Origin of the sequence: Lentzea sp. NBRC 102530, assembly GCF_030269365.1 — a bacterium.
Classification (GTDB): Bacteria; Actinomycetota; Actinomycetes; order Mycobacteriales; family Pseudonocardiaceae; genus Lentzea.
Genome location: NZ_BSTF01000019.1, coordinates 139444 through 164722 on the forward strand (window position 1 = coordinate 139444; position 25279 = coordinate 164722).

A 25279-nucleotide genomic window follows, 5' to 3' on the forward strand; every position below is an offset into this window, starting at 1 on the left:
TAGATCAACTTCTCGGTGACTCCCCCTGCGCGCCCGCCCGGTTCCCCGGCGAACTCACCCGGCGGAAGTCACCGCGCGACTCACTTGCTGGTGGTCGGCGTGGTCTTCTTCGCGGCCGCGGTGGTGCTGCGGGTCGTGGTGGCCGGCTTGCGCGGCGCGGTGCGGGCAGCGGTCTTGCGGGCGGTGCTGCGGACCTCGTGCGCGGCCTCGCCACCGACCTCGACGATCTCCTCGGCCAGCTTCTCGGCCGCGTCCTCGACCTCGTGGGCGACCTTCTCGCCGACCGAACGGGTGCGGCGGGTCACCTTGCCGAGGACGTCGTCGGCGAGGACCTTGGCGTCGGCGGCAGCGGACCCGGCGCGCTTCTGCGCGGCCTCGACGGCCTGCTCGACCTGCTCCACGGCCTGCTTGACCTGCGGCTGGGCCTTGATCTGCTCCAGCGTCTGCTCGCCCTGGTCGGCGAGGTAGGTGTACAGGTTCACCGCGGAGGTGGTGTAGGCGTCGACGAGCTTCTTGAGCTCGGCCGGCTGCAGCTTCTCGCGCAGGTCCTTGAGCTCGTTCGGGATGTCGACGGCCTGGCTGCGAGCCTCGTCGGCACGCTCCTTGGCCTTGCTCAGGGCCTCGACCACGGCCTTGGCGGCGAGGTCACCGGCGCCGAGGGCGGCGAGCAGCGCCTGGCGTGCGGCGTGGGCGCCCTGCTCGGCGGCCTTGCGAACGTCGTCCTGGGTGAGCTTCGGCATGGGGATCAGTCCTCCTGTTGTCTGGCGGAGTTCTCCCGCCGGAAAGATTCGTAGACGTCGAGCAGCACCTGCTTCTGCCGCTCGGTCAGATCGGTCGCGGCGACGATGGCGTCCGCCAGCGCACCGCCTTCGCGCTGCTGGAGGATCCCGGCCTCGACGTAGAGCACTTCGGCCGAGATGCGCAGCCCCTTGGCGATCTGCTGGAGGATCTCCGCGCTGGGCTTGCGCAGTCCCCGCTCGATCTGACTGAGGTACGGGTTGGAGACACCTGCTTGCTTCGCCAACTCCCGCAAGGAGATCTTGGCGGTGTTGCGCTGCTCGCGGATGTACTCACCGATGTTGCGGCCGAGGTCCGCGACTGCTTTGTCGATGGACTTGTCCACTGTTCTGCGCTCCCGTTCCTCGTGCCACCGACCACGTTAGCGACGAGTGCTAGCAGTTGCAAGCACCCTGCTAGCAATCGCTGCGTGGGCTCCGCCACAGGGATACCGTGGGAGGCGACATGGACGACGCCGGGGCCTTGCGCGCCGAGTTGGCGAACCACCTGCTCGGCGTTGGCGCGCTGCACGAAACCAAGTGGCACAAGGCTTTCAGGTCCGTCCCGCGGCACGAGTTCCTGCCCCGGTTCTACCGCCAGCTGCACACCGGAGAGTGGGAACTCCTCACGAGCACCCACCCCGGCTGGCTCGAACTGGTCTACGCCGACCGGATCTGGGTTACCCAGTTCGACGGCGACGACACGGTGACCGGCGGCACACCGACGTGCTCGTCGAGCATGCCCACGATCATGGCGATCATGCTGGAGGCGTTGGAAGTCCACAACGGACAGTCAGTGCTCGAGGTCGGCACCGGCACGGGCTACAACGCGGCTCTGCTCTGCCACGCCGTGGGTTCCGGCAACGTGACGACGGTCGACGTCGACCCGAACATCTCGTGCCGGGCCCGCGAACGCCTGCACGACAACGGTTTCCACCCGACCTGTGTGACGGGGGACGGCGCGAGTGGCCATCCCGCGAACGCACCGTACGACCGCGTGCTCGCCACCTGCTCCGTCGCGACCGTCCCGCCCGCCTGGCTGGAGCAGACGCGGCCGGGCGGCCTGGTCGTCACGACGCTGCACCGCCCGATCGGCGCGGGCCTGGTCCGGATCGTCTCGAACGGCGACGGCACCGGCGAGGGCCGCGTGCTCAGCGAGGACGGCCGGTTCATGCCGTTGCGCGCGCACGCCCTGCCGACGGCGCCGGCCCGCGTGGGCGACCACGACCGCCGCGCCACCACGATGCGGCTGAACACCGTCACCGACCCGGCCAGCCCGTTCGAGTTCTTCGCGGGCATTGCGCTGCCTGAAGTGGTGGCGGGTCAGGACTGGCTCGCCCATTCGGACGGGTCCTGGGTGCGCCACCGGGGTTCGCACGTCGACCAGGGCGGCCCGCGCAGGCTCTGGGACCTGGCCGAGCAGGCCGCCGCGCAGTGGCACGACCTGGGCGAACCCCGCCGGCAGGACTTCGGCGTCACGATCACCGCGGACGCCCAGCACCTGACTTTGGGCGGGCTGCACTGGCATTTGTGATCAACAACCAAACGTCACGACACGGGTCACTGAATCGACCCCGGGTGGATGCGGTGCGTCATGATTCGTCGCATGTCCCGATTCCGTCAGCAGGCGCTGCTGACCGGCTGCGTGCTGACGGCCGTGCTCACCGCGGCCGGGCTGTTCGTCACCGACCACGGCATCAACCCGCACCTGTGGCTGATCGTGCTCGCGCTGGCGTTCCTGGGCTTGCTGGCCGTGCTCGACCCGTGGGTCAAGCGCAGGCACAACGCCGCGCTCAGCACCGACGAGCACCTGGACGCGGCCTGCCGCGCCCTCGCCGTCGGCCTGCAGGCGCAGTGGAACGAGGAGGTCCGCTCCCGCGGCCTCACCGACCCGGACGTGCTCGACCTGCACTGGCTCGCGCCCGAGCTGGACGTGAGCGACGAGCCGGACGCGCCGCCCGGACGCAGCGACGCCGTCGTGGGCGCGTTCGAACGGCAGGTCAACCGCCGCATGGTGATCATCGGCGAGGCCGGCACCGGCAAGTCGACGGTCGCGATGCTGCTGACGTGCGGCCTGCTCGACCGCTACGACGGCGGCATGGTCCCGGTGCTGCTGCCGCTGTCGACGTGGAACCCGGCGGTCGAGGACATCCGCACGTGGCTCACCCGCAGGCTCTACGAGGACCACCCGGCGTTGCGCAACACCGAGCTGTACGGCAGCTACGCCGGTGATCTGCTGGTGGAGCAGCACAAGATCCTGCCCGTGCTCGACGGACTGGACGACATCCCGGCGCACCAGCGCGCGGACGCCCTCAGCCGGATCGCCAAGGCGTTCGGGGCCAAGCGCCCGATGGTGCTGACCTGCCGCACCGACGAGTTCGCCGCAGCCGTGCGGCTCGCCGGTCCGCTGCCCGGTGCCGACGTGGTGGAACTGGCCCCGCTCGACCTGGACGAGGTCGCCGCCTACCTGCGGGCGAGCGCGGACAGCTGGGGCGCGGCCCGCTGGGAACCGGTGTTCATCCAGCTGCGCGAGGAACCCGACGGCAGGCTCGCGGACGCGCTGTCGACGCCGCTCACCATGTGGCTCGCCAGCATGGTCTACGCCGACAGCGAGGCGGAACCGACCGAACTGCTCGACCGCGGCCGCTTCCCGGACGCGCGGGCGATCTCCGACCACCTCTGCGACGAGCTGGTGTCGCGCGCGTACGGCAACAGGGCGTTCGCGCACCACGCCGGGGCGACGCAGGTCTGGCCGCGCGACCGGGCCCGCAGGTGGCTCGAGTTCCTGGCCCACGAAATGCGCGACCGCGGCATCCGCGAACTGGCCTGGTGGGAGCTGCGCCGTTCGGTCGGCAACACGTGGCTCGCGGTGCTCGGCGCGCTCGTGCTGGGCGCGATCGGAGGGTTCGGCGTCGGCTGGCTGATGGCGTACTCGATCACGCCGTCGCTCGCCCCGATCACCGGTCTGGTCGCGGGCATCGCCGTCGGCGCGGCCACGTTGACCGCCTCGCAGGAGCGCAGGGCCAAGCCGCGCCTGGGGATCTGGCGCAGCCTGCTGCTGGTGCCCGGCGTGCTCGGCCTGGCCGGCGGTCTGGTCTTCGGGGCCCTGTACGGGCTGTCCGCCGGGCTCGTGGTCGGCCTCGGCCTGGCCGTCGCGACCGCGCTGCGGTTCGCGTTGTCCAGTGCCGCCGAACTCTCGCAGGCATCGAGTCCACAGTGGACGATGGCGCGCGACCGGATCGCGGTGTGGACGGGTTCTCTCGTGCTGGCCGTGGTTTTCGGCTCGGCGGCGGCACTGGTGTTCGGGCCGGGCCAGACCGGCATGGTCGGCCTCGGCCTCGCCTCCGGCCTGATGCTCGGGTTCGCGCTGGCCGTCCTGCACCTGCGCTGGTGGTGGTTCACCGTCGCGCGGATCTGGTTGGCACTGCGTGGAAAGCTCCCGTGGGAGCTCATGGTGTTCCTGGAGGACTCCCGCAAGCTCGGCGTGCTCTGCCGGGCGGGGGCCTGCTACCAGTTCCGGCACGGACTGGTGCAGGACCGCCTGGCAGAGCACGAGTCGACGAGCCGGACTACTCGGTCCGCAGGCCAAGTGCTCCGGTCGCCCTTCTCAGCGAAGGCAACGTCAGAGCAGTGACCGCGAACACCAGCGCCATCGAGGCGGCGGTGAGCGTGGCGAGGCCCTGCCAGTCGTAGGCGACCTCGGCGTCGAACACCCGCGTGACCATCACGCCGAGCAGCACGCCGGTGCTCACCGCGACCGCGGTGGACAGCACGAGCGGCACGCCGTTCTGCCACAGCAACGACCGCGCGAGCGTGCCGCGCGGCACCCCGCTCGCCGCCATGACGGCGAGCGAACGACGGCGTTCCCGCACCTGCTCCAACGCCATGACCAGCAACGACGCCCCGGCGAGCAGCAGGGTGAGCAGCGAACCCCCGATCAGCGCCTTCCGGACCAGGCCGAAGATCATCTCGACCTCGGACGTGTCGTCCTGGCCGAAGTAGTACGCGTGCACCCGCCAGCCGAAGGGGGCGATGGCGTTGCGCAGGTGCTCGGCGGCGTCCGGCACCGCGAGGTCCAGCTCCGCCTGGAACTGCGGCTTGGACGTGGCCAGGTCGAGGCCCGCGGCCGCGGCCGGGGTGAGGTAGATGCCGGGCCAGGTGCCGGGCACCTCCTCGAGCCGCGGCACGGTCCACGAGTCCTCGCCGCCGACCGTGAGCACGTCACCGGACCGCGGCTGGGCCGTGGCCCGCGCGAACCGCACCACGTAGGCCTTGCCGTCCGTGCAGTCCGTGACGTCCGCCTGCGACCTCAACGCCGTGCACGTGCCGACGGCGACGTCCACCCCGAGGTGGCCCGGCAGCTCGCCGACGACGCGGTCGATCACCTGCACGGACCGCACGCCGTCGCTCGCCGCCACCGCCTCCCGCAACGAGGTGGTGGCGAAGCCGTCCTTGGGCGTCAGCGCGACGAAGTTGCGGACCGAGTCCCGTTGTTCCTCGGCGAGCACGTCCTTCTCCACGCTCGCGACGATGACCTGCAACGTCACCGTGCTCGCGAGCACCACGGCCACCCCGCCGACGACCCGTGCCGCCGTGCCCGCGTCGAGCTGCAGCCTGCGCACCGCGAGCTGCAACGCGGGCGTCGCGCCGCGCATCCGGTTCGCGACCCGTTCCACGAGCCACGGCAGCAGCACCGGGATGCCCAGCATCAGCAGCACCACACCGGCGACCACGTAGAACTGGTACGACGAGTTCCCGGCGACGACAGCGCCGGACTGGCTGACCAGCAGGGCGATTCCGGCCGTCGCCGGCACGAGGCGCCACCACAGCCTGCGCCGCACCGGCTTCTGGTACCGGACCACGCCGAGCGGTTCGATGATCGTGCGGCGCATGGCGAACAGCGACGTGAGCACCGCGAGCACCGGCACGGCGACCAGCACCAGCGCGGCGAGCCCTGGCGTGGGCAGGAGGTCGCTCGGGTAGACGGCGAGTTCGGCGACGGGGATGTCGGCGGCCAGCGGCCGGGCCGCGAAGAAGAACCCGGTGCCGAACGCGAGCCCGGCGAACGCGCCGACCAGCGTCTCCCCGGACGCGATCAGCCGCACCCGGCCCGCGGCCGCGCCGACCAGCCGCAACGCCGCGAGCCTGCGGTCGCGCTGGGCGGCCGCGAGCCGGGTCGCCACGCCGACGAACACCAGCACCGGGAACAGCAGCACGACGATGCCGATGAGGCTGAACATCCACAGCACCGGGTCGGGGCCCCGCCGTTCGAAGGTCTCCCCGAACGCGTACACGCCGTTGTTCCCGCGGTCGGCGATGGTGCTGTCGCCCGCGTAGAACAGCAGGTCGTGCGGACCGATCAGGCCTGCCTGCCCGATCGTGCCGATCACCTCCTGGGGGAACCGCGGCTTGAGCAGCGCGGCGTCCGGCGAGGCGAGCAGCTCCGCGAGGGCCGGCGACAGGACGATCTCCCCGTCCTTCGGCAACCGGTCGAGCCCCGGCGGCACCGGGGCGTTCTCCGTGCGCGCGTTGACGAACGTGCCGGGGATGTCGGTCGAACGGAAGTGGACGTACGTCTCCTCCATCAGCAACGGCGCCGGCCCGCTGCCCTGGTTCACGTCGTTGAGCGCGTCCGCCCGGCCGTCGCGCACCTGCAGCGCGTTCGGGATGGCGGCGGCGAGCAGCAGCACCGCCACGCACAGGCCGATGCCGACACCTTGCAGCACGAGCCGGCCCCACGACTTCCGGCTGCCCCCGACGGCCAGCCGGACCCCGAGGGCGAGGTCGTCGAACACGTGCCTCATCCGGCGAACTCCACGTCCCTGGCCTTGCCGTCGCGCACGACGACCTCGCGGTCGGAGTAGGCGGCGACGCGGGCCTCGTGCGTGACCAGCACGACCGCGGCACCGGTGTCCCGCGCGGCCGTCGTGAGCAGGTGCATCACCCGCTCGCCGTTCAGCGAGTCGAGCGCGCCGGTCGGTTCGTCGGCGAAGATCACCTTCGGCCCGGTGACCAGGGCGCGGGCGATCGCGACGCGCTGGCCCTGACCGCCGGAGGTCTCGCCGGGCCGCTGGTCGGCGACGGTGTCCACCTCCAGCTTGGCCATCCAGTCGAGCGCGAGGCGTTCGGCGTCCCTGCGCTTCGTGCCGCTGAGCCGCAACGGCACGGCGACGTTCTCCAGGCAGGTCAGCTCCGGCACGAGCTGGCCGAACTGGAAGACGAACCCGAAGTCGGTGCGCCGCAACTCGCTGCGGTCGCGGTCCGACATCGCGGTGAGTTCGCGGTCGCCGTAGCGGACCACGCCGGAGTCCGGCGGCAGGATGCCCGCGATGCAGTGCAGCAGCGTGGACTTGCCGGATCCGGACGGGCCCATCACCGCGACGATCTCCCCCGCGCGGATCGTCAGCGCGGCCCCTTCGAGCGCATGCGTCTTGCCGAACGACTTGTGCAGGTCCTGCGCGACCAACAGGCTCATCCCGCGACCTCCTCGGCGAGCTTGTCGACGCGGGCGGCGGTGAGTTCGAGCCACCGCAGGTCCGCTTCGAGGTGGAACAGGGCGAAGTCGCAGATCAGCTGGTCGGCGAGGTCGCCGTCACCCTTGCGCCTGGTCAGGTCGCGCATGGTCGTGAGGTGCGCGGCCCGCTGGGTGTCGAGCACCTCCGTCGCGCTGCGGCCCGACAGCAGCGCCAGCACGACCTTCGTGAAGAGCGTGTTCTGCAGGTACGGCTCCGGCTTCTCCGGCGTGCCCAGCCACCGTTCGACGTCGGTCACCCCGGCGTCGGTGATGGCGTACCGCTTGCGCTCCGGACCGTCGCCCGCCTCGACGCCCGCCTCGGTCACCAGACCGTTCTTCAGCAGTCGCGACAGGGTCGAGTAGACCTGGCCGTACGCGAGCGGCCGGTCCTGGCCGAAACGCTCGTCATACGCGCGCTTCAGGTCGTAACCGTGCCTTGGACCGCCCTCTAGCAGCCCCAACAGTGCATGTCCGATCGACATGAGGAGCACTATACACACGATGTATACACCCGGTGTATTCCTCGATGCACTGACGGGCAACCGCCGTGGCGCCTACAGTGGTGGGGTGACTGGTCTGACTGTCGGCTGGGATCACGACGTCGAGCTGTTGCTCGACTTCCTGAACACTCGACACGTACTGGACAGTGAAGCCTCCTGGCGCGCGTGGGTGACCGAGCGCGGCCTCGGGCGGAGCAGTGAACTCGCGCAGGCGCGCGCCGCTCGTGCGGCACTGCGGTCGTCCATCGAGGGGTCCTCAGGGCCCCAGACGGCCGCGGGCGTCGTGCACATCGAGCTCACCGACGGCGTCCCGGTGCTGTCCAGCTCGGACGCGCTCGGCGCGGTGCTCGCCGCCTCGGCCCGCCTCGCGGTGCTGGGCTCGTGGGAACGCTTCAAGATCTGTCCGGCCGACGATTGCCTGCGTGCGTTCTTCGACCGTTCGCGCAACCGCTCGCGCACCTGGTGCTCGATGCAGGTGTGCGGGAACCGCGAGAAGGCCCGCACGTTCCGAAAACGCACCCGAGATCTTCAGAACAGCACGTTGGCCACGGTGTAGATCACCAGGCCGGCGAGCGCGCCGACCACGGTGCCGTTGATCCGGATGAACTGCAGGTCCCTGCCGACCTGCAGTTCGATCTTGCGCGAGGTCTCCTCGGCGTCCCAGCGCTCGACCGTGTCCGTGATCAGCGTGGTGATCTCCGCGCGGTAGTTCTGCACGACGTACCCGGCGGCCTGCTCCAGCCAGCCGTCGACCTTGGCGCGCAGCGCGGGGTCGTCGGTGAGGTTGGTGCCGAGCGTGATGATGCCCTGGGTGACGCGCTTGCGGAGTTCGCTGCCCGGGTCCTCGGCGGCGTCGAGCAGCATCTTCTTGGCCGTGCCCCAGGCGCTGCTGATGACCTTCTGCACGTCGGGGTGGTTGATCACCTGCTGCTTGACCTGCTCGGCGCGTTGCATGGTGGCCGGGTCGGTCTGCATGTCGGACGAGAACTCGATCATGAACTGGTCGACGGCGAGGCGCATCGGGTGGTTGACGTCGGTCTTGACGGCCCACGCGAAGTTGACGAGCTCGGTGTAGACCTTGTCGCCCAGCATGGCGTCGACGAACTTGGGCGACCACGTGGGCGCGCGGTCCGTGACGATCAGGCTGACCTTGTCGTAGTTGTCGCGCACCCACTCATAGGCGCGGTCGCACATGAGGTCGACGAGCTTGTGGTGCGCGCCGTCGCTGAGGACCTGGCCGAGCAGCTTGCCGAGCGGCGGGCCCCACGGCTTCGCGGTGACCCGCTTGACGATCGCCTGCTCCAGGACGGCCTGGACCTCCTCGTCCTTGAGGACGGTGATCGCGCCCTTGAGGACGTTCGACAGCTCGTTGGTGAGGCGTTCGGCGTTCTCGGGCTGCTTGATCCACGCACCGGCGCGTTCCGCGATGCCGGCCCTGCGCAGCTTGTCCTGCACCACTTCCGGGCTGAGGAAGTTGACGCCGACGAAGTCGCCGAGCGTCTGGCCGAACATGTTCTTGCGCTCGGGGATGATCGCGGTGTGCGGGATCGGCAGCCCGAGCGGCCTGCGGAACAGCGCCGTGACCGCGAACCAGTCGGCGAGCGCGCCGACCATGCCCGCCTCGGCCGCCGCGCGGACGTAGCCGACCCAGGCACCCTCGAACGCGTGCGTGCCGAAGAAGATGATCGTCGCGCCTATCAGGAAGCTCGTCGCGACGAGCTTCATCTTGCGCAGGTCGGTGCGCTTCTGCTGGTCAGCGGCGGTCAGTTGCTCCACGACACCATTGTCCGTGAAGATCCTGCGTTGTGCGGGTACCAGCGCTAGTTCCCCGGTTGCAGCCGTTCACGTCGACCATCTTCGCGGAGATGACGGCGCTGGCCGTGCAGCACGACGCAGTCAACCTCGGTCAGGGCTTCCCCGACACCGACGGTCCGGCGTCGATGCTCGCGGCGGCCCAGTCGGCGATCGCGTCGGGGGTGAACCAGTACCCGCCCGGCCCCGGCATGCCGGTGCTGCGCCGGGCCGTCGCCGCGCACCGTTCGCGGTACGGACTCTCGTACGATCCGGATTCGGAAGTGCTGGTCACCGTGGGTGCGACCGAGGCGATCGCGGCTTCGTTGCTGGCCCTGGTCGAGGCCGGCGACGAAGTGATCCTGATCGAGCCCTACTACGACTCCTACGCCGCTTCGGTGGCTCTCGCCGGTGCGACGCGGGTGACCGTTGGCCTGCGTGAGGACGCGTCCGGCCGTTTGGCGTTGGACGTCGATGCCCTGCGTGCGGCCGTCACGCCGCGAACGCGTGCCGTGCTGGTGAACTCGCCGCACAACCCGACGGGCACGGTGTTCCGCTTGGAAGAACTCCAAGCGATCGCCGCGTTGTGCGTCGAGCACGACCTGCTGGCGATCACCGACGAGGTCTACGAGCACCTGGTGTTCGACGGTCTGGTCCACATCCCGCTGGCGTCCCTGCCCGGCATGGCGTCGCGGACGTTGTCGATCTCCGGCGCCGGCAAGACGTTCAACTGCACGGGCTGGAAGATCGGCTGGGTCTGCGGGCCTGCCGAGCTGGTCTCGGCCGTGCGCGCCGCGAAGCAGTTCATGACCTTCGTCGGCGGCGCCCCGTTCCAGCCCGCCGTCGCCCACGCCCTGACCGCCGAACTGGACTGGGTCTCGTCCCTGCGCGACTCCCTGGCCTCGAAGCGAGCCCGCCTCGCCGAGGGCCTGCGCGCCGCCGGTTTCGAGGTCCGTTCCTCCGAGGGCACCTACTTCATCTGCGCCGACGTCCGCCCGCTGGGCTACTCCGACGGGTTGTCGTTGTGCCGCGACCTGCCCGCCCGGATCGGCGTCGCGGCGGTCCCCGTCCAGGTGTTCACCGACCGCCCGGACGACTGGAAGCACCTGATCCGGTTCGCCTTCTGCAAGCAGGACGCGGTGATCGACGAAGCCGTGGAGCGCCTCCACAAGCTCTAGTTGTCCACAGGTGTGGATGAGTTTCTCCACACCTGTGGACAACCCACTTTCGGGTGAGGCCGGGAGCCTCCCGGACCGTGTTCGACTCCAAATGGCATGGAATCGAACACGGAACTCCTCGTCGGCTGGCGCACCGGTTCCTGCTCGTGGGACGCGCTGGTCGAACGCTACTCACGCCTGGTCTGGTCGGTGCCCAGATCGTTCCGCCTGAGCCACGCCGACGCCTGCGACGTCTACCAGTGCACCTGGCTCTGCCTGGCCGAACACCTCTCCCGCATCCACTCGCCCGAGGCGCTGGGCCTGTGGCTGGTCCGTACCGCCACCCGGCAGTCGATCGCGGTCCTGCGGGTGCGCGGCCGCGAGGTCTCGTACGACCTCTGGGAGCCCTCGTCACCGCTGCCCACCCCTGACGAGGCCGCGATCACGTCGGAGCGGCAGCGTCGGCTGTGGGCCGCGCTGACGACCTTGAACGAACGGTGCCAGCGGCTGCTGCGGATCGCCGCCCACAACCCCGAACTGAGTTATGCACAGGTTGCCGACGCCCTGGGGATGAAGGTGGGGAGCGTTGGCTCGACACGCACCCGTTGCCTCGCGGACCTGCGACGGAAGGTGGCGGACCTGCGATGAGCGCCGACGACCTGCTGCCCCGCCTGGCGCGGGTGCTGGACCGCATCGACCCCGCGCCGGCCATCCACACGGCCTCGTTGCTCGCCATCCACAGCGCAGGAGAGGTGGCGGCGGTGCCCGTTGTCCACAGCCCCCTCGCCACCCACAACGCAGGCGAAGTGGCGACGGCACCTGCAGTCCACAACCCGTCCGCAGTCCACAACCCGTCCGCAGTCCACCGCCCATCCGCAGTCCACAGCCAGTGCAAGCCTGGAGGTTCTCGATGAGGGACTCGCTGCTCGACGAGATCGCCGACCTCTTCCGCCTCGACACACCCCCACCGGCGCTCACCCCACACCCCACGGGCCTCGACCCGATGGACCCCGTCCACGAACCGGTCCGCGGCTCCTCCCGCCACCTCACCTTCCACGTGGGCACCGGCCGCCTCCACCTCCAACTCGATCCGTCCCCGGCAGGCCTCCACCTGACCGGTGTCTTGGACGAGGTCCATCCCGTCGAGGTCCGCTCGCCGGAGTCGACGCGAGCCCTGGCACCGGACGCCGAAGGGTGGTTCCGCGCCGACGTCAGCCCCGGCCCGTTGTGCGTGACGGTGCCGGAGCTGGGCCTCACGACGGGGTGGTTCGTCGCATGAGCGCCACCGCCGACCCGCGGGCCACCATCGCCACGACCGAGGTCCGCGGCACCGAGGCCCAGCGCGCCGACGCGTTGCACGACCTCAGCGTCGCCCACGTCGAACTCGGCCACCTCGACGTCGCCGCCCGGTTGGCGAAGCGCGGCCTGAAGCTGACCGGCGAGGCTCGGTTCCACCTCACGCTGGCGTGGATCGACCTGGACCGGGGACGACCGAGGCAGAGCCTTCGGCACCTCGACCTGGCCACGCCTCACCTGCGGGGTGCGGAGTTGACGCGGGCCAGGTGTCTGCGCGGGTTGCACCTCTGCGGGTCGGCCGAACCCCGGCTGGCGATCGCCGAACTCACCGCCGTCATCAGGGACCTGCGGCGGTACGGGGATCAGAGGTGGCTCGCCAACGCACTGGTCGGGCGCGGGATCGCCCGGTGCAAAGCGTCCAGGCTGGCGGCCGCCGACGCGGACTTCAGCGCCGCGCACACCCTGCTGCTGGCGCTGGGGGAGGTCGGGCGGGCAGCGATGTGCCTGCACAACAAGGGCTTCGTGGCGATGTTGGCCGGGGACCTGCCGCTGGCGTTGCGGCGGTACGAGGAGGCGGCCGGGGCCGGGCTGGATTCGGCCGGCAAGCCCGAGGCTCTCGTCGACCGGGCCGAGGCGTTGCTGGCCGCCGGACTCACGGCCGAGGCGAGGCGGGTGTTGGCGCCGGCGATGGAGTTGGTGCGGCGGTGCAACCGGCACGTACCGGAGTTGGCGGTGTTGAGCGCGCGGTGTGCGTTGAGGGACGGTGATCCCGGGCCCGCCGTGCAGCTGGGTGGGGCGGACGTCGAGTTCATGCTCGCCGCCGGCAAGGTCGACGCCGTTGCGGCACATCGGTTTCGCGGGTCCGCGCAGACCCGCGCGCTGGGGTGGCTCGCGCACGCCCGGCGGTCGGATCGGCGGGGTGCGCTCGCCGCGTGCCGGGCCGGGATCCGGGTGCTCGACGAGCACCACGGCGACTGGCCTCGCCGTGAGTTGACCGGGCACGCGTTGACGCTGGCCAGGACGGCGCGGGAGGTGCTGGAGTGGTCGGAACGGCACCGGGCGCCGGTGTCGTTGCCCCCCAACGACCCCGCGCTCGCGCGGGCGCTCGCCGAGTTGCGGCGGGCGCGGGCGTTCGGGTTGCCGGTGGAGTCGGCGGAGAGGGACGTTCGCCGGTTGTCGCTCGCTCTGGCGGCGCGGGGGAAGCCGCGGGCGGGGGTGGGGACGGGGCTGCCGTTGGTCAGTTTCGTCGTGCACGACGGGCGGATGAAGGCGGTCACGGTGATCGGTGGCCGGGCCCGGATGCGGGTGGTGGAGGACCCCGGCGAACTGGTCCGGACGGCGAGGCTCGCGGTGCGGGCCGGGAGGGCGGTCGAACTCGACCTGCTGCCGGACGTCGAGGAGGTCGTCGTGGTGCCGGACGGGGTGTTGCACGACCTGCCCTGGGCCGCGCTGGGGCCCAGGGTGCACGTGCTGCCCAGCCTCAGCGGCTGGCGAGGAGGACGGACCGGGGAGCGGGTGTGGGTCACCGGGCCTCGGGTGGGACGAGAGGCGGTCGCGTTGCGGAAGAAGCACGGCGGCACCATCGCGAAATCCACTGTGGACGAGACCTTGAAAGCTCTCGAAGGGGCTGGAGTCGCGCACATTGCGGCGCACGGGCACGTGAACGAAGAAAACCCGTTGTTCTCCTACCTCGAACTCGAAGACGGGCCGCTTTACGGCTACGACCTCGCGCGGATCGAGGACCCGCCGGACACCGTGGTGCTGTCGGCGTGCGAGTCGGGGCTGGCGCGGGCGTTCCTCGACGCGGGGACCAGGGCGGTCGTCGCGAGTGTGCTCGAAGTGCCGGATGCGCAGGTCAGCGTGGCCATGGAGCAGGTGCATGAACGGATCGCGCACCCCGTGGAGGCCGCGCGGGCCGTCGCTCACCTCGGGTTCAGCTGCTACGGCACGGGCACCAGGGTGGCGGCGTGAAGGGCCGCGGCGAACGAGGTGCCGGTGCACAGCAGTTGGGAGGAGCCGACGGAGGAGGGGACGTCCACGGCCGGGGCCTGGACGTTCACCCAGGGGCCGCGTCCGGAGAACGGGTCGGTGGAGCCCACCGACGTCACGGACGGGAGGGCGGCCGGCCACCACGGGCGGGGCGAGCCGCCGTTGCCCGCGGCGGCGACCACGTTGCGGCCGCAGCCGGCGAGGACCGGCGGACAGCGGTCGTCGAAGGTGTAGGTGCCGGAGGCGACCAGGACGACCGGCAGGTCGCGGGTGGCCCTCAAGGCCGCGGCCAGGGTCAGGTCGTCACCGAAGCCCGGGGCGGTCAGGACGGGGAACGAGCGGACGGTGGCGCCGTGGTGGCGGAGGACACCGGCGACCAACGCACCGTGCGGGGCTTCGAGAGGGGTGTCGAGCAACGCGACCGTGCCCTCGCCGAGGAGGTCGGGCAGGCGTTCGCCGATCACCGGGCGGGAAGTGCCGATCATGATCGGGCACGCCAGGTGGACGTGGTTCGGGGCGGCGCCGACCTCCAGGGCGATCGGGACGACGGACGCCCGATCGGCGGCCTTCAGGTGGATGCGGATGGCACCTGCGGCGATCTCCTCGTGGGAGTAGGCCGATCGCAAGCGCTTGCGCACAGTGGGTGCATCCGTCGGCAGCACCACCAGTTCCCCCGAACGGACCAAGCACTCGTTTGGTCCCGCAGGATCGTGCACCACCACCGGGCCCACCGCGCGGGTGGCGTGATCGACCAGCTCAGAGAGGCTGCCGACCTGCTTGAGAGCGTCCACAACGGACACCATCCCCCGCCGCGACACGGTCCACAGGGGACCAAGGCGCAAAGTCACTCGATCCGATGACGACACTGACGGTGTTCATGCCTGATCAGGGCGACACGGACAGCCGCACAGGACCGCCCTTCCGGGTGTTTCGCGGCGAGTTGGTTCACGAAGTCACTCTCCGGTGCTAGACATAGCTCTACGTCGACCTCCGACGGCGCTGTGCGTTGAGGGTGACCTGAAACGGTGGACGGGTGGTGATCCTGTGGCGAGTGGTGGAGCACGTGCACTGCTGCTGCGGGCCGCTGCGCTCGGCGGGTTCACCGCCGCCGCCTGGCTGTTGAGCGGCGCGACCGCCTCCGCCAGCCCCGAGACCCCCGTGGAAGCGCCCCCGGCCATCGAGATCACGGCCGAAGCGCCCCCCGTCGCCGACATCACGGCGGAAGCACCGTCCGAGGCCGCCACCGCCGCACCCGAGTTGCTCGAGGACCCCGCCGGGTGGGCCCAGGCCTTCACCGCGTCGATCATCGAGAAGCACCAGCCCGAGAAGCTCGTGCCCCCGGTCGTCGAGGCGCCGGTCGTCACCGAGCCCGAGGAGCCCGAGGAAGAGGGCCCGGCCCTCGACTTCGAGAGCGGCTCGCAGGGCAACACGCGCTACGGCACCATCCGCAACGAGGCGCCGCCCGAGGTCGTCCAGGCCAAGGCCCAGGTGCGCGCCGCCAAGATCGCCGCGAGGCTGGCCGCCGAGGTCCAGCTGCCTCCGCCGCCGCCCGCACCGCCGGCCCCGGTGGCCCGCAAGCTCGTGCCGCTCCTGCCCGATCTTCCCGTCGCGGCACCCCAGCAGACCGCTCCGGCTCCGGTGAGCGACCTCACGTGGTCCGCTCCCGGCTCCGACGCCCCGCTGCCCGTTCAGCAGCAGGCTCCCGTCGTGGCGACGGCCTCCGTGTCGTCCGGCCACACCGACAACTCCGGCGGCACGCGCGGCGTGCTCGCCGTCCTGACGTCGCACAACTCGCTCTTCCCGCCCACCACGTGGTCGGTCGAGGAGCGTCGCGACGGCACTGCGCCCGGCAGCATTCCGGGCCTTCCGGCAACGTCACCCGACTGAGTCCGACAGGACAAGTCTGCCTTCTGCGCGATTTGTGACCGTCTCGTTCCGTCGCGCGAGTAACTCCGCAACACATTTCCCGTTGTACGCAAGGAACCCAGTCTTCCTGACCTGCCAACCGCGCCCTGGCAGGTCGGGTCTGGTCCGAGTGCCGCGCTGCCCCCGCAGTCTCGGACCACACGGGAAACCTGCGGACGGGGGACGCCAATCCCTGGGACGTCCCCCGCCGCAGGCCTCTCGTTTGCTAGTTCGTCGGCCCGGTCTCCACCGCTGCGGGAGACCGGGCCGACGTGTCTCACGCGACCGGCACCGACAGGTCGGCGTCCGCCGGAAAGCCTGTTCCTGCAACGGTTGCAGCCACCACACCCAAACGGCCGATCGCGAGACGCAGCACTTCGGGTGACTGCGTGTACGGCACTCGGAGCATCTGCTCGCACCCTCCGTGCACCGCGAACCGCGGACCGGGAACCAGGCGCAGGCCGTGGTTCTGCGCCACGACGGCGACGCGGGTGCTCACCGGACCGTCGAGGGTGCACCACACCCCGAGCCCACCGGCCGGCACCTCAAAACTCCACTGTGGACAATGTGCCCGCAGCGTCGCGACGGCCACGTCCCGCTGCACCAGCGCCTCGGCACGGCGTTGCGCCAGAACGGTTTCCGGCGACTCCAGCAACGCGGCCAGCACGAGCTGCTCGAACACCGGCGTGCCCAGGTCGATCGCCGCCCGCGTCGACAGCAGCCGGTGCACCAGGTCGGCGGAAGCCCTGATCCAGCCGATCCGCAGTCCGCCCCAGTGCGACTTGCTCGCGGACCCCAGCGTCACCACCGAGTCCCCGCCGAACGCCGCCATCGGCAACGGCGACGGACCCGGATCCAGCGCCAGCTCCACCAGGGTCTCATCGACGACCAGTGGAGTACGCGCTTTCCTCAGCACGGCGGAAAGCATTTCCCGCGACTCGGACGACATTCGAAGTCCGGTCGGGTTCTGGAAATCGGGAATCAAATAGGCCAAACGGGGGCCCGCCTGCCGCAAAGCGGCCTCGAAACCGTCCAGGTCCCACCCGTCGGCCAGCATCGGCACGGGCACCGGGATCCCGAACGACGCCCGCACGGCCTCCAGTGCGTTGGGGTAGCTCGGCTGCTCCACCAGCACCCGGTCACCGGGCCCGACGAACAGCCGCAGCACCAGCGCCCACGCGTGCTGTGCCCCGGACGTCACCACGATCTGGTCGGGTGAGGTCGGCAACCCACGCGCCGCGTACCGGTCCGCGATCCGCTGCCGCAGCACGAGCAGACCTCGCTCGTCGTACCCGTGCGACGCGAGGTGCTCCGGCATCTGGCTCATCGCCACGTCCATGGCGAGCCGCACGGACGGCAACGCCGCCGGCGCGGCGCGGGACAGGTCGATCAACGTGTCGTCGCCCCCGGTGATGCCGCCGCCCGTGCCGACCGGTCCGTTGATCCACGACCCGGCGCCGCGGCGCGACTCCACCACGCCCTCGACGCGCAGCTGGTCCAGCGCGGCGGTGATGGTGGTGCGGCTCACGGGCAACGCGCCGGTGAGCTCCCGTTCGGACGGCAGCCGCGTCCCGACCGGCAAGCGCCCGTCCGCGACCAGCAGTTTCAGCGCAGCGGCGAGATCAACGGACCCCTGCCGGGCACCTCCACGCCGCCATTCGCCCAGCAACCGCGCGAGCCGAGCACCCGACATACGTCCACCTGGTGGGAGCATGAGGCCAATTATGACGAATTGGCTATGGATTACCAGGCCAATCGAGGCGCAGCATGGCCACATGGCCTCCATGACCGCACTCCACCAGGTCTCCGTCCGGATCTCACCCGCCCGCCGCCTCCCGCAGCTCGCCGCAGGCCTGTGGCTCTACGGCGCGAGCATGGCGTTGCAGATCCGCGCGACGCTCGGCCTGAACCCGTGGGACGTGCTGCACGAGGGCCTCGCGAAGCGCACCGGGCTGAGCTTCGGCCTGATCACCGCGATCACCGGCGTCCTGGTGCTGCTGGCCTGGATCCCGCTGAAGCAGAAGCCGGGCGTGGGCACGATCGCGAACGTCGTGCTGATCGCGGTCAGCGTCGACGTGACGCTCGCGATCCTGCCCGCCCCGCAAGGACTTCTGCCGAGGATCGTGTTCCTGACGCTGGGCATCGTGCTCAACGCCGTGGCGTTCGCCGCGTACGTCGGCTCCCGCCTCGGACCGGGCCCGCGCGACGGCCTGGTCACCGGTTTCTGCCGCCGCACGGGGATTTCCCTGCGCGTCACGCGGACCGTGCTCGAACTGGTCGTGCTCGCCACCGGCTGGCTGATCGGCGGCACGGTCGGCATCGGCACGGTCCTCTACGCGCTCGGCGTCGGCCCGCTCGCGCAGCTCTTCCTGCCCGCGCTCACGTGGCGCGAGCGCTCGCGGCCCGCTTGCGGATCTCCCCGTACGTGACCCCCCGCTCGGTCAGCACCTCCGCCACGATCCCCTTGCCCTGCAACAGAGCCAGCAGGACGTGCTCCACCCCGAGGTAGTTGTGGCGGAGGTCGCGGGACTCGCGCAACGAGTTCTCCAGCGCCTTCTTGAAGTCCGGCTCCAGCGGCATCCCGAACCACCGCCGGCGCGGCCCCGGTCGCAGTACCCCCTCGCCGAGCGACTGCTCCGCGGTCTCGATCACCGCGTCGACGTCGATCCCCAGGCCCCGCAACGCTTCCGCGTCCGCCTTGGTCAGCCCGCCCTTGCGCCGGTAGTCCCGGAACGCCGTCTCCAGCTCCTCGCGCGGCAGGTCGAACCCGGCGAGCACCGGCGCGTCGAGGATCGCCAGCATCAGGTGTTCCACGCCGACCTCGGGTGCGTGCACCCGTTCGGCCTCCTTCACCGCGGCCTTCACGGCCTCGCGGGCTTCTTTCGTGAACCGCTCCGCGATCATCATCGACCCCCGTGCTTCTTGTGCACCGCCTGGCGGGACACCCCGAGTTCCGCCGCGATGTCCTGCCACGACCAACCCTGTGTCCGCGCACTGCGGACCTGGGCGGCCTCCAGGTGTTCCAGCAGCCGCCGCAACGCGCTGACGGCGCGCAACCCGACCTTCGGGTCGCGATCACCGGCCGCTGTGGCGAGATCCGTCGCTTCCGTCATGATGTCAACGTACGTTGACAACACCAGTTCGTCAACCAAGGTTGACACGTACGGTGGCCGGGTGAAGATCGAGACTGCTGAACAGGCAGCACCGGGGCACACCAACGAGGACCGGATCCGGATCACCCCCAACGCCGTGATCGTGCTCGACGGCGTCACCTCGCGCACCAGGCCGCCCGACCGCAACGGTGGCTGGTACGCCGGGAAACTCGCCGACGAACTGGCGCGGCTGATGAACGACGACCCGCTGACCGACCTCCTCGCGCAGGCGATCGAGAACCTCACCGGGGAACACGGCCTCACCCCCGGCGACTCCCCGTCGTCGACGGCCTCGATCGTCCGCTGGAACGACGAGACGATCGACGCCCTCGTCCTGTGCGACACCCCGGTGGTCGCGTTCGGACAGTCCCCCCACGTCCTCGAGGACACGCGGCTCGAAGACCTGAGGCCCGACCCGGACATCCTCCGCTGGAAGAACAAGCCGGGCGGTTACTGGGTCGCGGAGGCCGATCCCGTTGCGGGACACCAGGCCCTCACGACCTCCTGGCGCCGCAACGAGATCACGAGTGTGATCGCTCTCACAGACGGTGTCTCCTGTGGAGTGTCCGAGTACGGGCTCTTCGCGTGGGAAGACCTGAAGCAATTGCCACTGGGCGAAGTGCTCGACCGAATCCGGGAAGCGGAACGCGGTGATTCGGAGCACCGGCGGTGGCCGCGCTACAAAACGCACGACGACCAAGCGATCGCGCGAATCTCCTTCACCGCATAACGAAAGAAGCCCCGCAGCGAACTGCGGGGCTTCTTTCCAAGAAGGATGGCCAGGGGCGGGGTCGAACCGCCGACCTACCGCTTTTCAGGCGGTCGCTCGTACCAACTGAGCTACCTGGCCATGAGAAGAAAAAGCGACCCAGACGGGACTCGAACCCGCGACCTTCGCCGTGACAGGGCGACGCGCTAACCAACTGCGCCACTGGGCCTTGCTCTTGCTTGTCGTACAGTACTACATCTCACTGCGTGCCCCCAACGGGATTCGAACCCGCGCGACCGCCTTGAAAGGGCGGGATCCTAGGCCGCTAGATGATGGGGACTAGCTGGTCTCTGGAAGCATCGTAAGCATATGCCATAGGTCCGCGCACCTCCAAAACGGGGGTCCCACTTATGTGCTGACCTGCTCAAACCCGCCCCAGAGCGGAAACAGTCAGATCAACAAACGCCTGTTCAGGGCCTCGGAGCCCCGTCACGCCGGTTCAGACGCAGTTTGTGATCCAGACAACTTCCACCCGGCCGCCGTCACGCACGGCAGCACGTACCCCAGAACCTCGCGCATCCGTTCCGGGTAATCGGCACAGGCCGTCGTCGCCGAAGAGATCAACCGCGAACCGAGGGCGGCGCTGCACAACGTGCGGGCGACGGCCTCGGGATCGACACCGGGACGGAGGTCTCCGCGTTCGGCCGCCTCGATCACGTACGCGGCGACGAGCTTCTCCCACATGACGTGCGTGCTCGGCACCCCCGGATAACCGACCTCGCGATCGGCGTTGAGCCGCACGCCGGCGCGCAGCACGACGTCCGCCGCCATCCGGTCGGCCGACTCCACGAACATCCCGTGCAGGGTGCTCAGCGGATCGGCGCCGCGTTCCCGCCACGCCTCCCGCACCCGCGCCCACAGTTCGCTCTGCCGTTCGACCAGCGCGTCGGCGACCGCTTCCTTGGAGGGGAAGTGGAAGTAGAACGCGCCCTTGGTCAGCCCGGCCCGCGCGAGCACGGCGGTCAGCGACGTGCGCTCGTAGCCGAGCCGGTCGAACTCCTCCGCAGCGGCGTGGAGTATCGCCTCACGCGTCGCGTGCGCCCTGTCCTGCTGGGGCATGGCCCGAACACTAGCCGTTGCCGCGAAAGAGACCCGTGGGTATGTTTCGGGATGCGGCCCTGTTCCGACAGACGCGCTCCGGGGGGTGCGCGCCTCGAGTCAGGGCCGCCTTCGCGTTCACCGCTGCACCGGAGGCGCCCCACCGTCCTCGCCCGGCGACAGCCCGAGCATGTCGAGCAGCATCCGGCAGTCCTCCGTGCCGAGAGCACTGCGCGCGACCGCGAGCCTCGCCCGGTGGACCTGGTCGTCCGAGATCCGCGACGGTTCTCCGTTGCGTTGGGCGGGCACGTTGGGCCCACCCCGTTGTGACATGCCGTCGTCCTGGGTGAACAGGAACTTCCGCACTTCCAGCGACCCGCTCATAGCACCCTCCCCGACTTGAGGTGTGTCGGGAGGCTAAGCGACCTGGGACAACGGCCGCAGCCCCCCGCAGAGTGATTCCACCGCCACCCAGCGTTACTTTCCGTACAGGTGCGGCAGGTTTCTGGTGAGGAAGTCGCCAGGGGATGATGGACCCATGACCGACCCCACGCCGGAGCCTTCCCCCGAAGCAGAGGGCCAAAACGCGTCCCAGACACCTCCGGAGGTCGACCAGGAGGCGATCTTCAAGGCGCTCAGCGGCATCGACCTGAACACCATCGACGCCGACATCGAGTCCGCCTTCGGTTCCCGGATGGCCGAGCTCGACAAGATGCTCGAAGGCCTGGACGACCTGGTCAACAAGATCGAGACCGATCTCCAGAAGCTGGACCAGCCCAAACCCGAGAGTCCTCAGTAGATCCCGTACCCCAGGGGGGTATAGACTCGGAGCCCCGTAGAGAGAAAGGGCTCCGATGAGCGTCAGCGCCACCTACACCGTGACCGGCATGACCTGCGGCCACTGCGTCAGTTCCGTCACCGAGGAGCTGACCGAGGTCGCCGGCGTCACGGGCGTCGACGTCGTCCTCGAGACCGGCGCCGTCACCGTGACCAGCGACCGCGAACTCGACCGCGCCGAGGTCGTCGCCGCCGTGACCGAGGCCGGGTACCAGGTCGCATGACCACCACCGAGCCTCGCCACGTCGAGCTCTCGATCAGCGGCATGACGTGCGCTTCCTGTGCGAACCGCATCGAACGCAAGCTGAACAAGCTCGACGGCGTCTCCGCCACCGTGAACTACGCGACCGAGAAGGCCAGCGTTCAGTTCCCGGAGAACCTGCGGGTGGACGACCTCGTGTCGACGGTGCGGGCGGCGGGCTACGACGCCGAGGAGCCCCAGCCGGAGGCTCCCGAGGTGGACGAGGCCGGTGAGCTGCGGCTGAGGGTCGTGCTGGCCGCCGCGCTCGGCGTGCCGGTGATCGCGTTCTCGATGGTCCCGGCCTGGCAGTTCCCCACCTGGCAGTGGGTGTCGCTGGCGTTGGCGAGCGTCGTCGTGTGGGTGTGCGGCTGGCCGTTCCACCGCGCGGCCGCCGTCAACGCGCGGCACGGCGCCAGCACCATGGACACCCTGGTGTCGATGGGCGTCACGGTCTCGTACCTGTGGTCGCTATACGCGCTGGTGTTCGGCGAGGCCGGCGTCATCGGCATGCGGCACGAGTTCAGCCTGCTGCCGCGGCCGACGACCTCTGGAGACATCTACCTCGAGGTCGCGGTCGGCGTGACCGTGTTCCTGCTGCTCGGGCGCTGGCTGGAGGCCCGGTCGAAGCGCAGCGCGGGTGCGGCCCTGCGGTCGTTGCTCGCCTTGGGCGCCAAGGACGTGGCGGTGCTGCGCGACGGCGTGGAGACCCGCGTGCCGGTCGGCCTGCTCCGGGTTCGCGATCGTTTCGTGGTCCGTCCGGGTGAGCGGATCGCCACCGACGGCCTGGTGGTCGAGGGCAGTTCGGCCGTGGACCGCTCGATGGTGACCGGCGAATCGGTGCCGGTCGAGGTCGGCGTGGGCGCTCAGGTGGTCGGCGGGACCGTGAACGCGGGCGGCCGGCTGGTCGTCGAGGCGTCGTCGGTCGGCGCGGACACCCAGCTCGCGCGGATGGCCAGGCTGGTCGAGCAGGCCCAGGCGGGCAAGGCCGAGGTGCAACGGCTGGCGGACCGCGTGTCCGCCGTGTTCGTCCCCGTGGTCGTGCTGATCGCGCTGGCGTCGTTCGGCGCCTGGCTGCTCGCCGGACGGCCGCTCGAGTTCGCGGTGACGACGGCGGTGGCGGTGCTGGTGATCGCCTGCCCGTGCGCGCTGGGCCTCGCGACCCCCACGGCGTTGCTCGTCGGCACGGGCCGCGGCGCCCAGCTCGGGATCCTGGTGAAGGGCCCCGAGGTGCTGGAGTCGACGCGGCGGGTGGACACCGTCGTGCTGGACAAGACCGGCACCGTGACCACCGGCCGGCTGACGCTGGTCGACGTGCTGCCCGCCGACGGCTGGGACCGCGACGAGGTGCTGCGGTTCGCCGCGGCCGTCGAGAACGCGTCGGAACACCCCATCGGCGCCGCGATCGTGCGCGCGGCTCCCGAGGTGCCGCCGGTGTCGGACTTCGTTTCCACGGACGGCGTCGGTGTCAGCGGAGTCGTGGAAGGACGGAGCGTCACCGTCGGCCGGGTGCGCGACGTTCCCCTTTCCCGGGAACTGACCGAGGCCCTGGCCGCCCACACAACTCGGACTGTTGTCGCGGTTTCCTTTGATGACAAGGTTGTCGGGCTCATCGCCGTCTCGGACGTCGTGAAACCCACGTCCGCACAAGCGATCGCGGAACTCAAGGAACTCGGCCTGCACCCGGTGCTGCTGACCGGTGACAACGATTCCACGGCCCGCCAGGTCGCCGCCGAGGTCGGCATCGACGAGGTGATCGCCGAGGTCCTGCCGTCCGGCAAAGTCGAAGCGGTCCGGAATCTCCAGGCACAGGGCCGAGTTGTGGCGATGGTGGGCGACGGCGTGAACGACGCGCCGGCCCTCGCGGCCGCGGATCTGGGGCTGGCCATGGGGACCGGCACCGACGTGGCGATCGAGGCGAGCGACCTGACCCTGGTGCGCGGCGACCTGCGCGTGGCGGCCGACGCGATCCGGTTGTCCCGCAAGACTTTGGGCACGATCAAGGGGAATCTGTTCTGGGCGTTCGCCTACAACGTCGCTGGACTCCCACTCGCGGCACTGGGGCTGCTGAACCCCATGATCGCGGGGGCCGCAATGGCCTTCAGCAGCGTGTTCGTTGTTACCAATAGCTTGCGACTACGGGGTTTCCGTCCATCGGCAACATAAGAACTTCGTTGCGAACACTCCCCAACCGCCGCGTGCGCGTGCAACAATCCAAAAGCTGACACACCCCCGGTCAGCGCCTGTGGAGATCCCCTCCGGCCCCCGCGTTCCTCCCCCTGGCGCGGGGGCCTCTCCGCGTCCGCGAGGCTGCTCGGCTCCGCCTTCGCTGCCTCGCGGATTCGGAGTGTTCATCTGGGGGCCGCGCCCCCAGACCCCCGGCTCGGGGGCAAGCCCCCGAACCCCCATCAGGCGCACCATCCCGGCGGCCGGCGCGCTCGTAGTCGCACTCGCGCGCAATCCGGGAGCCCCGCGGCAGATCCACTCTGAGTAGCGCCATTTACACCTTGGGGTGACCCGGCTCACAGGGGTTTGGGTTCCGTGACCGAGCCGTTATCGTGTTCCGGTGCCTATCGGATCTCTCGGACGCTCCAAGTCCGGCCGTCACCGCGATGCGGAAGAACCGCAGCAGGCGGAGACGTCGCACGACGAGGAGCTGACCTCATACCTGGCCGCCCTGGCCCCGGACGCGGACAACGAAACGACCGCGTCGGGCTTCGGCAGTGCGCAGGTGTACCAGCTGAGGCTGCAACTCATGGCCAACGAGCAGCTCAAGGAGCTCGCCGCCGAACGTCAGACCTCCCCGCAGGCTCTCGCCACGGAGTGGGTCATGCAGCGCCTGGAGTGGGAAGCGCGCCAGCGCGGCCACTAGACCGGGCGACAACAACGAAGAAGGACCCTCTACCGAGCCCGGTAGAGGGTCCTTCTCACGTACGGCTCTATTGCGGCTATTTACAGACTTCAGACCGCGCGGACGTTCTGGGCCTGCGGACCCTTGGTGCCCTGGCCGACCTCGAACTCCACTCGCTGGTTCTCCTCCAGGGTGCGGAAGCCCTGACCCTGGATCTCCGAGTAGTGGACGAAGACGTCAGCGCCGCCGTTGTCCTGGGCGATGAAGCCGAAGCCCTTTTCGGAGTTGAACCACTTGACAGTGCCCTGTGCCATGAACCTGCCTCCATCGCAGGAAAGCTTGGGGCTGCACTTTGCAACCCCGGCCGTCCCGGGGGCGTTCGGCAAACTCGCTGAGAGCGCACCGCACGCCCGCGTGTCGTTCCGCGAGCGTGTGAAGCACGAACACAGAAACCACGGCCTGCGCG

Annotated in this window: 27 protein-coding genes and 3 tRNA genes; 14 read left to right on the top strand and 16 right to left on the bottom strand. The window is 70.1% G+C overall.

Annotated features, from left to right (window positions below):
- Positions 1–80: 80 nt before the first annotated feature.
- Positions 81–740, bottom strand: a complete 660-nt coding sequence (locus tag QSK25_RS37895) for a RelA/SpoT AH/RIS domain-containing protein (protein ID WP_285645610.1) — start codon at positions 738–740, stop codon at positions 81–83.
- Positions 741–745: 5 nt separating this feature from the next.
- Positions 746–1123: a helix-turn-helix domain-containing protein gene (locus QSK25_RS37900; RefSeq protein ID WP_285645611.1), complete on the bottom strand. Its 378-nt coding sequence runs from the start codon at positions 1121–1123 to the stop codon at positions 746–748.
- A 119-nt stretch (positions 1124–1242) separates the two neighbouring features.
- Between QSK25_RS37900 and QSK25_RS37905 the strand changes: the two genes are divergently transcribed.
- Both QSK25_RS37905 and QSK25_RS37910 read left to right on the top strand, forming a co-directional pair.
- Positions 1243–2310 (top strand): methyltransferase domain-containing protein, encoded by a 1068-nt coding sequence (locus tag QSK25_RS37905; protein WP_285645613.1) that lies wholly within the window; start codon positions 1243–1245, stop codon positions 2308–2310.
- Between the two features lie 72 nt (positions 2311–2382).
- The gene (locus QSK25_RS37910) at positions 2383–4410 is read left to right on the top strand and encodes an NACHT domain-containing protein (protein ID WP_285645614.1); all 2028 of its coding nucleotides are present in this window, start codon (positions 2383–2385) and stop codon (positions 4408–4410) included.
- On the opposite strand, the gene QSK25_RS37915 is transcribed toward QSK25_RS37910, so the two are convergent.
- From QSK25_RS37915 to QSK25_RS37925, 3 genes are read right to left on the bottom strand one after another with little or no spacing between them, the layout of a single operon-like run.
- The gene (locus QSK25_RS37915) at positions 4346–6580 is read right to left on the bottom strand and encodes an FtsX-like permease family protein (protein WP_285645616.1); all 2235 of its coding nucleotides are present in this window, start codon (positions 6578–6580) and stop codon (positions 4346–4348) included. The genes QSK25_RS37910 and QSK25_RS37915 overlap by 65 nt on opposite strands.
- Positions 6577–7251: an ABC transporter ATP-binding protein gene (locus tag QSK25_RS37920; RefSeq protein ID WP_285645618.1), complete on the bottom strand. Its 675-nt coding sequence runs from the start codon at positions 7249–7251 to the stop codon at positions 6577–6579. The genes QSK25_RS37915 and QSK25_RS37920 overlap by 4 nt, the downstream gene beginning before the upstream one ends.
- On the bottom strand, positions 7248–7772 hold the full coding sequence (locus QSK25_RS37925) for a PadR family transcriptional regulator (protein WP_285645621.1): 525 nt from the start codon (positions 7770–7772) through the stop codon (positions 7248–7250). Before QSK25_RS37925 ends, QSK25_RS37920 begins: the two co-directional genes overlap by 4 nt.
- An 85-nt stretch (positions 7773–7857) precedes the next feature.
- On the opposite strand from QSK25_RS37925, the gene QSK25_RS37930 reads away from it, so the two are divergent.
- The gene (locus QSK25_RS37930; protein WP_285645622.1) at positions 7858–8346 is read left to right on the top strand and encodes a CGNR zinc finger domain-containing protein; all 489 of its coding nucleotides are present in this window, start codon (positions 7858–7860) and stop codon (positions 8344–8346) included.
- Here QSK25_RS37930 and QSK25_RS37935 read toward each other — a convergent pair.
- A complete protein-coding gene (locus QSK25_RS37935) occupies positions 8319–9566 on the bottom strand; it encodes a DUF445 domain-containing protein (RefSeq protein ID WP_502881937.1) in 1248 nt (415 codons plus the stop codon). The genes QSK25_RS37930 and QSK25_RS37935 overlap by 28 nt on opposite strands.
- 29 nt (positions 9567–9595) lie before the next feature.
- Between QSK25_RS37935 and QSK25_RS37940 the strand changes: the two genes are divergently transcribed.
- The 4 genes from QSK25_RS37940 (at position 9596) to QSK25_RS37955 (ending at position 14005) form a co-directional block, all read left to right on the top strand.
- Positions 9596–10759 (top strand): pyridoxal phosphate-dependent aminotransferase, encoded by a 1164-nt coding sequence (locus QSK25_RS37940; protein WP_285645624.1) that lies wholly within the window; start codon positions 9596–9598, stop codon positions 10757–10759.
- A gap of 96 nt (positions 10760–10855) precedes the next feature.
- Complete coding sequence (locus tag QSK25_RS37945; RefSeq protein ID WP_285645625.1) at positions 10856–11386, top strand: RNA polymerase sigma factor; 531 nt, start codon at positions 10856–10858, stop codon at positions 11384–11386.
- Positions 11387–11648: 262 nt separating this feature from the next.
- The gene (locus QSK25_RS37950) at positions 11649–12017 is read left to right on the top strand and encodes a hypothetical protein (RefSeq protein WP_285645627.1); all 369 of its coding nucleotides are present in this window, start codon (positions 11649–11651) and stop codon (positions 12015–12017) included.
- The gene (locus tag QSK25_RS37955) at positions 12014–14005 is read left to right on the top strand and encodes a CHAT domain-containing protein (protein WP_285645629.1); all 1992 of its coding nucleotides are present in this window, start codon (positions 12014–12016) and stop codon (positions 14003–14005) included. Before QSK25_RS37950 ends, QSK25_RS37955 begins: the two co-directional genes overlap by 4 nt.
- Here QSK25_RS37955 and QSK25_RS37960 read toward each other — a convergent pair.
- Positions 13975–14814, bottom strand: coding sequence for a S8/S53 family peptidase (locus QSK25_RS37960; protein ID WP_285645630.1), 840 nt, complete (start codon positions 14812–14814; stop codon positions 13975–13977). The two genes, QSK25_RS37955 and QSK25_RS37960, sit on opposite strands and share 31 nt — an antisense overlap.
- A 253-nt stretch (positions 14815–15067) precedes the next feature.
- Between QSK25_RS37960 and QSK25_RS37965 the strand changes: the two genes are divergently transcribed.
- Positions 15068–15910: a hypothetical protein gene (locus QSK25_RS37965; RefSeq protein WP_285645631.1), complete on the top strand. Its 843-nt coding sequence runs from the start codon at positions 15068–15070 to the stop codon at positions 15908–15910.
- Between the two features lie 295 nt (positions 15911–16205).
- Here QSK25_RS37965 and yczR read toward each other — a convergent pair whose 3' ends face one another.
- A complete protein-coding gene (gene yczR, locus QSK25_RS37970) occupies positions 16206–17621 on the bottom strand; it encodes a MocR-like transcription factor YczR (protein ID WP_285645633.1) in 1416 nt (471 codons plus the stop codon).
- A gap of 82 nt (positions 17622–17703) precedes the next feature.
- Here yczR and yczE point away from each other — a divergent pair, with 82 nt between their 5' ends.
- Positions 17704–18357 carry a membrane protein YczE gene (gene yczE, locus QSK25_RS37975; protein ID WP_285645634.1) on the top strand — a complete coding sequence of 218 codons (654 nt, stop codon included), beginning with the start codon at positions 17704–17706 and terminating at the stop codon, positions 18355–18357.
- Here yczE and QSK25_RS37980 read toward each other — a convergent pair.
- Positions 18308–18835, bottom strand: coding sequence for a Clp protease N-terminal domain-containing protein (locus tag QSK25_RS37980; protein ID WP_285645635.1), 528 nt, complete (start codon positions 18833–18835; stop codon positions 18308–18310). The two genes, yczE and QSK25_RS37980, sit on opposite strands and share 50 nt — an antisense overlap.
- Positions 18832–19041 (bottom strand): RNA polymerase sigma factor sigma-70 region 4 domain-containing protein, encoded by a 210-nt coding sequence (locus QSK25_RS37985; protein ID WP_285645636.1) that lies wholly within the window; start codon positions 19039–19041, stop codon positions 18832–18834. Before QSK25_RS37985 ends, QSK25_RS37980 begins: the two co-directional genes overlap by 4 nt.
- A 61-nt stretch (positions 19042–19102) precedes the next feature.
- Between QSK25_RS37985 and QSK25_RS37990 the strand changes: the two genes are divergently transcribed.
- Positions 19103–19810 (top strand): hypothetical protein, encoded by a 708-nt coding sequence (locus tag QSK25_RS37990; RefSeq protein WP_285645639.1) that lies wholly within the window; start codon positions 19103–19105, stop codon positions 19808–19810.
- A 46-nt stretch (positions 19811–19856) separates the two neighbouring features.
- Here QSK25_RS37990 and QSK25_RS37995 read toward each other — a convergent pair.
- The 5 genes from QSK25_RS37995 to QSK25_RS38015 all read right to left on the bottom strand — a co-directional run bounded on the left by QSK25_RS37995 (position 19857) and on the right by QSK25_RS38015 (position 21271).
- Positions 19857–19930 (bottom strand) — tRNA-Phe (locus tag QSK25_RS37995).
- A 14-nt stretch (positions 19931–19944) separates the two neighbouring features.
- A tRNA-Asp gene (locus QSK25_RS38000) sits at positions 19945–20018 on the bottom strand.
- A gap of 38 nt (positions 20019–20056) precedes the next feature.
- Positions 20057–20129: transfer RNA gene (locus QSK25_RS38005), tRNA-Glu, on the bottom strand.
- A gap of 149 nt (positions 20130–20278) precedes the next feature.
- Positions 20279–20908, bottom strand: coding sequence for a ScbR family autoregulator-binding transcription factor (locus QSK25_RS38010; RefSeq protein ID WP_285645641.1), 630 nt, complete (start codon positions 20906–20908; stop codon positions 20279–20281).
- 117 nt (positions 20909–21025) lie between these two features.
- A complete protein-coding gene (locus tag QSK25_RS38015; protein WP_285645643.1) occupies positions 21026–21271 on the bottom strand; it encodes a hypothetical protein in 246 nt (81 codons plus the stop codon).
- Positions 21272–21425: 154 nt separating this feature from the next.
- On the opposite strand from QSK25_RS38015, the gene QSK25_RS38020 reads away from it, so the two are divergent.
- The 4 genes from QSK25_RS38020 (at position 21426) to QSK25_RS38035 (ending at position 24834) form a co-directional block, all read left to right on the top strand.
- Positions 21426–21686 (top strand): hypothetical protein, encoded by a 261-nt coding sequence (locus tag QSK25_RS38020; RefSeq protein ID WP_285645646.1) that lies wholly within the window; start codon positions 21426–21428, stop codon positions 21684–21686.
- A gap of 55 nt (positions 21687–21741) precedes the next feature.
- Positions 21742–21948 (top strand): heavy-metal-associated domain-containing protein, encoded by a 207-nt coding sequence (locus QSK25_RS38025; protein ID WP_285645647.1) that lies wholly within the window; start codon positions 21742–21744, stop codon positions 21946–21948.
- Positions 21945–24128, top strand: a complete 2184-nt coding sequence (locus tag QSK25_RS38030) for a heavy metal translocating P-type ATPase (protein WP_285645648.1) — start codon at positions 21945–21947, stop codon at positions 24126–24128. The genes QSK25_RS38025 and QSK25_RS38030 overlap by 4 nt, the downstream gene beginning before the upstream one ends.
- 400 nt (positions 24129–24528) lie before the next feature.
- Positions 24529–24834 (top strand): hypothetical protein, encoded by a 306-nt coding sequence (locus tag QSK25_RS38035; RefSeq protein ID WP_285645650.1) that lies wholly within the window; start codon positions 24529–24531, stop codon positions 24832–24834.
- Between the two features lie 89 nt (positions 24835–24923).
- On the opposite strand, the gene QSK25_RS38040 is transcribed toward QSK25_RS38035, so the two are convergent.
- On the bottom strand, positions 24924–25127 hold the full coding sequence (locus QSK25_RS38040; protein WP_030477903.1) for a cold-shock protein: 204 nt from the start codon (positions 25125–25127) through the stop codon (positions 24924–24926).
- Positions 25128–25279 lie beyond the last annotated feature (152 nt).

Excerpts from the sequence above, each read along its gene's own strand:
- QSK25_RS37895 (WP_285645610.1), bottom strand. The coding sequence starts at position 740 with ATGCCGAAGCTCACCCAGGACGACGTTCGCAAGGCCGCCGAGCAGGGC.
- QSK25_RS37905 (WP_285645613.1), top strand. The coding sequence starts at position 1,243 with ATGGACGACGCCGGGGCCTTGCGCGCCGAGTTGGCGAACCACCTGCTC.
- QSK25_RS37910 (WP_285645614.1), top strand. The coding sequence starts at position 2,383 with ATGTCCCGATTCCGTCAGCAGGCGCTGCTGACCGGCTGCGTGCTGACG.
- QSK25_RS37915 (WP_285645616.1), bottom strand. The coding sequence starts at position 6,580 with ATGAGGCACGTGTTCGACGACCTCGCCCTCGGGGTCCGGCTGGCCGTC.
- QSK25_RS37920 (WP_285645618.1), bottom strand. The coding sequence starts at position 7,251 with ATGAGCCTGTTGGTCGCGCAGGACCTGCACAAGTCGTTCGGCAAGACG.
- QSK25_RS37925 (WP_285645621.1), bottom strand. The coding sequence starts at position 7,772 with ATGTCGATCGGACATGCACTGTTGGGGCTGCTAGAGGGCGGTCCAAGG.
- QSK25_RS37945 (WP_285645625.1), top strand. The coding sequence starts at position 10,856 with ATGGAATCGAACACGGAACTCCTCGTCGGCTGGCGCACCGGTTCCTGC.
- QSK25_RS37950 (WP_285645627.1), top strand. The coding sequence starts at position 11,649 with ATGAGGGACTCGCTGCTCGACGAGATCGCCGACCTCTTCCGCCTCGAC.
- QSK25_RS37955 (WP_285645629.1), top strand. The coding sequence starts at position 12,014 with ATGAGCGCCACCGCCGACCCGCGGGCCACCATCGCCACGACCGAGGTC.
- yczR (WP_285645633.1), bottom strand. The coding sequence starts at position 17,621 with ATGTCGGGTGCTCGGCTCGCGCGGTTGCTGGGCGAATGGCGGCGTGGA.
- yczE (WP_285645634.1), top strand. The coding sequence starts at position 17,704 with ATGGCCTCCATGACCGCACTCCACCAGGTCTCCGTCCGGATCTCACCC.
- QSK25_RS37980 (WP_285645635.1), bottom strand. The coding sequence starts at position 18,835 with ATGATGATCGCGGAGCGGTTCACGAAAGAAGCCCGCGAGGCCGTGAAG.
- QSK25_RS37985 (WP_285645636.1), bottom strand. The coding sequence starts at position 19,041 with ATGACGGAAGCGACGGATCTCGCCACAGCGGCCGGTGATCGCGACCCG.
- QSK25_RS38010 (WP_285645641.1), bottom strand. The coding sequence starts at position 20,908 with ATGCCCCAGCAGGACAGGGCGCACGCGACGCGTGAGGCGATACTCCAC.
- QSK25_RS38015 (WP_285645643.1), bottom strand. The coding sequence starts at position 21,271 with ATGAGCGGGTCGCTGGAAGTGCGGAAGTTCCTGTTCACCCAGGACGAC.
- QSK25_RS38020 (WP_285645646.1), top strand. The coding sequence starts at position 21,426 with ATGACCGACCCCACGCCGGAGCCTTCCCCCGAAGCAGAGGGCCAAAAC.
- QSK25_RS38025 (WP_285645647.1), top strand. The coding sequence starts at position 21,742 with ATGAGCGTCAGCGCCACCTACACCGTGACCGGCATGACCTGCGGCCAC.
- QSK25_RS38030 (WP_285645648.1), top strand. The coding sequence starts at position 21,945 with ATGACCACCACCGAGCCTCGCCACGTCGAGCTCTCGATCAGCGGCATG.
- QSK25_RS38040 (WP_030477903.1), bottom strand. The coding sequence starts at position 25,127 with ATGGCACAGGGCACTGTCAAGTGGTTCAACTCCGAAAAGGGCTTCGGC.